The sequence below is a fragment of the Caballeronia sp. GAWG1-1 genome (assembly GCF_023631465.1).
GTDB lineage: Bacteria > Pseudomonadota > Gammaproteobacteria > Burkholderiales > Burkholderiaceae > Caballeronia.
Genome location: NZ_JALQDB010000078.1, coordinates 1 through 5,318 on the forward strand (window position 1 = coordinate 1; position 5,318 = coordinate 5,318).

5 protein-coding genes are annotated in these 5,318 nt (G+C 56.1%); 4 read left to right on the top strand and 1 reads right to left on the bottom strand.

The genetic code is table 11. The features are described 5' to 3' along the window. Positions 1-301: DUF995 domain-containing protein (locus NCT03_RS33355; RefSeq protein WP_250470212.1), on the top strand; the 301-nt coding region annotated here is incomplete at its 5' end. Positions 302-707: 406 nt separating this feature from the next. Next, a complete protein-coding gene (locus tag NCT03_RS33360) occupies positions 708-1,862 on the top strand; it encodes a porin (protein ID WP_250470211.1) in 1,155 nt (384 codons plus the stop codon). A gap of 43 nt (positions 1,863-1,905) precedes the next feature. On the opposite strand, the gene NCT03_RS33365 is transcribed toward NCT03_RS33360, so the two are convergent. After that, positions 1,906-2,796: a LysR substrate-binding domain-containing protein gene (locus NCT03_RS33365; RefSeq protein WP_250470209.1), complete on the bottom strand. Its 891-nt coding sequence runs from the start codon at positions 2,794-2,796 to the stop codon at positions 1,906-1,908. Here NCT03_RS33365 and NCT03_RS33370 point away from each other — a divergent pair. Together NCT03_RS33370 and NCT03_RS33375 are read left to right on the top strand one after the other, a co-directional pair. Further along, positions 2,762-4,219 carry an MFS transporter gene (locus tag NCT03_RS33370; RefSeq protein ID WP_250470207.1) on the top strand — a complete coding sequence of 486 codons (1,458 nt, stop codon included), beginning with the start codon at positions 2,762-2,764 and terminating at the stop codon, positions 4,217-4,219. The genes NCT03_RS33365 and NCT03_RS33370 overlap by 35 nt on opposite strands. Before the next feature lie 30 nt (positions 4,220-4,249). Further along, positions 4,250-4,954, top strand: a complete 705-nt coding sequence (locus NCT03_RS33375) for a DUF1028 domain-containing protein (protein WP_250470206.1) — start codon at positions 4,250-4,252, stop codon at positions 4,952-4,954. Positions 4,955-5,318 lie beyond the last annotated feature (364 nt).

The following is a 5,318-nucleotide window of genomic DNA, read 5'->3' on the forward strand; positions in this document are numbered from 1 at the left end:
TCCACTGATTCGAAACAGTGGACATAGCCTGCACGCTCAGATCAAAGAGTTCCAGACGTCCATTTCTGCGCGCTTACGGACAAACAACACGGATGGCACTGCATCCATCGTGAGGCTGCCGAAGCCTGGCGCCAAGGCGGGTTCGATTGGCAAGGCGACAGGACGATGGTCAATCGGTGAGGACGGAAAGTACTGCCTCACCGAAGAGTGGAGCTTGGAGGCCGGAGGCCCGATTCACTGGTGCTCGGAAATGTATCGGGATTCGGCCGGCGTGCTACACCGTCTTCGCGATGCAAGTTGAGTCGGCCGCCTGCTGACAACGAGCGCTGAGCAGGGACATCGTCCTCGGTTGGCCTCCGCGCATAAAGTGTGGGCGCTACTTGCACTGAACAGCGGTCTTTGTCGGACGTCTACCACTCGGTACCTGGGGCTGCCACTTGGCCGAATCGGAGAAACATATCTCGAGTCTGTACACACCGTACCCCGGCAGGAGTTGACTGGCGCTAATTTGCTCTAGCGTTCAGATTTCCCGAACATAACACGGGAAAAATCCCGTTTGATTCTCTGTTTTTGAAATTCAACACTTCGTCCAAGCCGCGCACAGCAACAAGTCGGCGAATCTCTGAGGGCCCTTGGGTTCAGGTGTCCCCTCGATACATTCGGACAACTCTGTCGCAGCAATTCCGGCAGAACATATCGACGAAGTGATGAAAACAACGAATATTCTTGGTGGACTCGCTGCAACTTGTCTCTCGATTACGGCCTACGCGCAGAGTAGCGTGACGCTTTACGGCGTCGCCGATGACGGCATCGTCTACGCGAACAACGCCGGAGGGCATTCGCAAACCCAGATGAACAGCGGAAACATCATGGGTAGTCGATGGGGCCTGCGCGGTTCCGAAGACCTTGGGGGCGGTGTATCTGCAGTGTTTGTACTCGAGAACGGCTTCAGCGTGGCAAACGGAAAGCTCCTTCAAGGTGGAGACGAATTCGGGCGCCAGGCGTTCGTGGGTCTCGATTCGGCAAAACTCGGGAAGCTGACTTTTGGTCGACAGTATGATGCCGTAGTCGACTTCACCGGCCCGTTCGAATCGGGCACCCAATGGGCCACATCCTTGGGTGCTCATCCCGGCGACCTCGATAACATTAACAACTCGAATCGCACGAACAACTCCATCAAATACACCAGCAGCAGTCTCGCAGGATTCACTGTTGGTGGCATGTACAGCTTTGGAGGCGTGGCAGGCGATTTCCACCGCAACCAAATCTGGTCGGTGGGACTACGCTACGCAACCGGCCCTCTGTCGATTGGGGCTGGCTATGTGAATGCTGCCAACCCCAACTACTCGTACTTTGGCAACAATGCGGCGTCCAGCATCACCGCGAGCAACATGACGTCCCGTGTCTACAGCGGCTACGCAACCGCCGCACGCCAGCAGGTCTTTGCCGCCGGCGCGGCCTATGTGCTTGGAGGCTCGACAATCGGCGTCACCTATAGCAACACACAATTTAACAACGTTGGCGCAACTTCAGTGAGCGGCGTCGCGGCAGCGACGGGTGACGCCCGCTTCCATAACGTGGAAGTGAACTACAAATACCAGATTACCGCGGCACTCCTTGCGGGGGCTGCATACGACTTCACTTCGGGCTACGGCATCAATCATGCGCGCTATCACCAGGCGGTGGTCGGGCTGGACTACTTCCTGTCGAAGCGAACTGATGTGTATCTCACTGGCCTTTACCAGCATGCCAGCGGTACGGATTCAACGGGCAGACCCGCAGTGGCTAGCATCACGCTTCTTTCGCCATCCACCACGTCTTCTCAGGTCGCAGGCATCGCTGGAATCCGCGTCAAATTCTGATGCTGAAACCGAAGATGCATGGTCCTGCCTCCAAGGCAACCAGTCATCGCTCACTCACTGCAATCAGGCATTCGAGTAAGGAGGCCGCAGCACCGGGAAGGTCTGCACGGTTGCGGACGACAGCAGCAGCGTTGTACTTCGCCCAATCGTTCTTGAGCTCAATAATCCTCGATTGCTTTGTTGAGTAACGCATTGCAATGCGACGAGGGACGATAGCGATTCCAACGCTGCTGGTAGCAAGCCGACATATCGCGTCAAGGTTTCTAGCGCGAGCTCTGTATCGGATGGCCTTGCCGGCTTCTCGGGCATGCGAGTCAATTTGCTCCTGAAGGCGGCTACCAGGTCCGAGTCCAATGAAGTCAAGACCAGAGAGCTCGTCGAACTCAACCTGAGAATCAAGGTCAGCTGCAATTGCCGGTGTCGTGAGCGCCACCAAGGTGTCACGTAAAAGAGGAATCGCCTCTAGCGTGCCTGTCTCGGCAAAGTCTCCAACGATGCCGATGTCGGCCGCGCTGGTAGAGACCGCGAAAACGATGTCCTCGCTGTGCTGCTCTTCTATGACAAGGTCGGCCGTGGGATTTCCCTGAAGGAAAACGGGTGCCGCCTCCTGCAGCAACTCGGAGACACCATAGCTCGTTGTGTAAAGGCGAACGTTGCTGCGCATCCGGCTGGCGAAATTCACCAGGTCTTCATTCATGAAATCGACCTGTTTGAGCACCTTGCCAGCGTGGTGAAGCAGTACGCGCCCGGCGTCTGTCGGAGTCACCCCAGAACGAGACCGCGTAAGCAGTGGAACGCCGACTTGCTCTTCCATTTGCCTGATGCGCTCGCTTACTGATGCGACCGTCAGGTGCACGCGTGTCGCGGCTTTCGTCATGCTCACGGAATCGACGACTGCCTTGAAGATTCGTAAATCAGAGACGTCGAAACGCATGACACTCCTTTGGAAAAACCAAACCCAGGTCAAGAATTTCCCGATTGTACAAGCTATTTTGAGGCTCGAAAATCGACCACACGATATGGATGACCGAGATATGAATACCGCAACGGACGCTTCTGAAAAAAGCCACACCAGTACATCGAAGAAGGTATCAGGAGCAGAAGTAATCGTCGCGACGACGATTGGTAATGCGCTGGAGTTCTTCGATTTCACGGCCTACAACTTCTTCGCCGTGCTTCTGGGCAAACTGTATTTCCCGACGCTGAGCCCAATGTTTCAGCTGGTGATGTCTACGGGCACCTTCGCTATCGGATACTTCTTTCGACCGCTCGGCGGCGTTCTGATTGGGGTCTATGCCGACAAAATCGGCCGCAAGGCAGCGCTCACGTTGACCGTGGGGCTAATGGCACTGAGTTCAGCGATGATTGGCCTCGCACCGACGTACGAATCAATCGGTATATGGGCACCTCTTTTGATTCTGTTCTCTCGCATCCTCCAGGGCATCTCAGCAGGCGGCGAGGTTGGCGCTTCAACGGCGCTTCTTGTTGAATATGCTGGGCCGAATCGACGCGGATACTTCGGCAGCTTCCAGTTCGCAAGCCAGAGTCTTGGCATTGCTTTCGGCGCTGTTGTCAGCACACTTCTATCGCGATACCTCGACCCTCACGCCCTCGAATCATGGGGCTGGCGTACGGTGTTCCTGATGGGAACCATCATCGCACCCGTCGGAATATATATTCGTGTTCGTCTGCACGAAACACTTCACCTCGCACCGGCCGCTCAGCAGAAGCTCACGCTTGGCGGCATTCTGCGCAAGCATATTAAAGAGTTGGTACTTGGCACGTTGCTTACTTTCGGGGGAACGTCAGCCAACTTCATCATCCTCTTTTCGCTGCCAATCATCGCAATCAAATCGCTTGGCATGTCGCAAGCTGATGCTGCTCTCGCGGGCGTTGTCACCGGTTTGGTGGGATTCGTCGTTAGTCCGATGGGCGGATTCATTTCCGACATCGTCGGACGCAAACCGGTTATCTGGGTTTCCCGTGTGCTCGTGGTGCTTGCAGTAGTGCCGCTCTTCGTTTGGTTAAATGCAGACCCCACCGTGACTCGCCTGCTTTTAGTGGAAGGCGTGCTTGCGGCTCTCGCGGCGCTTGGCGGTGCGACGGCTATCGGAAGCATGACAGAGCTGTTCCCGGCGGCCGCCCGGGCAACCGGCATGGCGATTATTTATAGCCTCGGCGTTGCGCTTTCTGGCGTGGTCGCTCAGTTCGTATCGACCTATTTCGTCGGCGTCAGCGCGAACATCATGCCAGCAGCATGGTACGTGGTCGTTACGCTGGTATTCACTAGCGTGGTCCTGTTCTGGCTGCCCGAGACCAAGGGCCGGGATGTGGAAAGCATTGAATCATTATCCTGAGTGGATGTAACTTTTGTTCAAGGAAAGTAGATGACTTACAGTATCTTGGCGCGATGCCCCGAAACGGGCCGGTTTGGTATGGCTATCGCTACGTATTCGGTCGCCGTTGGTCAGTGGTGCGACGGTGCAGACCGACATGCCGGTATTACGATGAGCCAGGCCTTCGTCCGAACCACGAACAACGCATTGGCATTGAATCTCCTGAAGCTCGGGCATTCAGCAGCATATGTGAACGACGCGCTTGTGCGTGATGATGACTTCGCCAGCTTTCGGCAAATCGGCACAGTTTCGAGGGACGGAAAAGTCGCCTGTCACACAGGGGAGAACACGCGCGCGTGGGCGGGACATCACATCGGCGCGGGGTACGTCACGATGGGCAACGTGCTCAGCGGTGAGCCGGTTGTCCATGCAATGGCAGAGGTCTTTGAAAGCAAAGCAGCTGAAACCTTCGAAGAGCGACTTCTGCTGGCACTCGAAGCGGGGCGGGATGCGGGAGGTCAAGGTAACGGCGAACGGTCGCTCGCAGAGCGTTCGGGAGCTTTGATTGTCACGGCGTCAGACGACCTTGATGCCGTTAATATCCGGGTCGACCTTCACGAGCGGGCCGTCGGGGAGCTGCGTCGAGTCTATAGCTTTTGCAATCAATATGCGGGCTACTATCGTTCGCGTGGCCTCAACCCGCCGGATGCTCCTGGGCAAGAGGTCTTCGAGCAACAACGTGGCATAAAGGCCTAACGGCAAGCGCTAAAGCTCTTGATTCACGGTATTGAATGTCGTCGAGACTCGGCTGCTCGACGATTCCTGCCTATAGACGTCAGCTAACCACCGAAAAGGTAGAGGTTCCGATATCAACGCGATGCTAAACGTGCGCGAGGAGCGTCCGAAGCCTTTTGCTCGCGAGACCACAAATCGACCGTGTTGCGGTCTGATTGCCCAGGTTGCCTCAGCGCCGTGCGAAGGTAGCGAACTGTGCCACCGGCGCAGTCTGCGGAATTGGTACGGAAGTGGTCGGACCTATCCGCAATTCTGTGGGCGAGGCATATTATGAGAGGTAAAAGTCATGGATATGCCGATGAAGAAGAAACGCACCGTCGCTTCT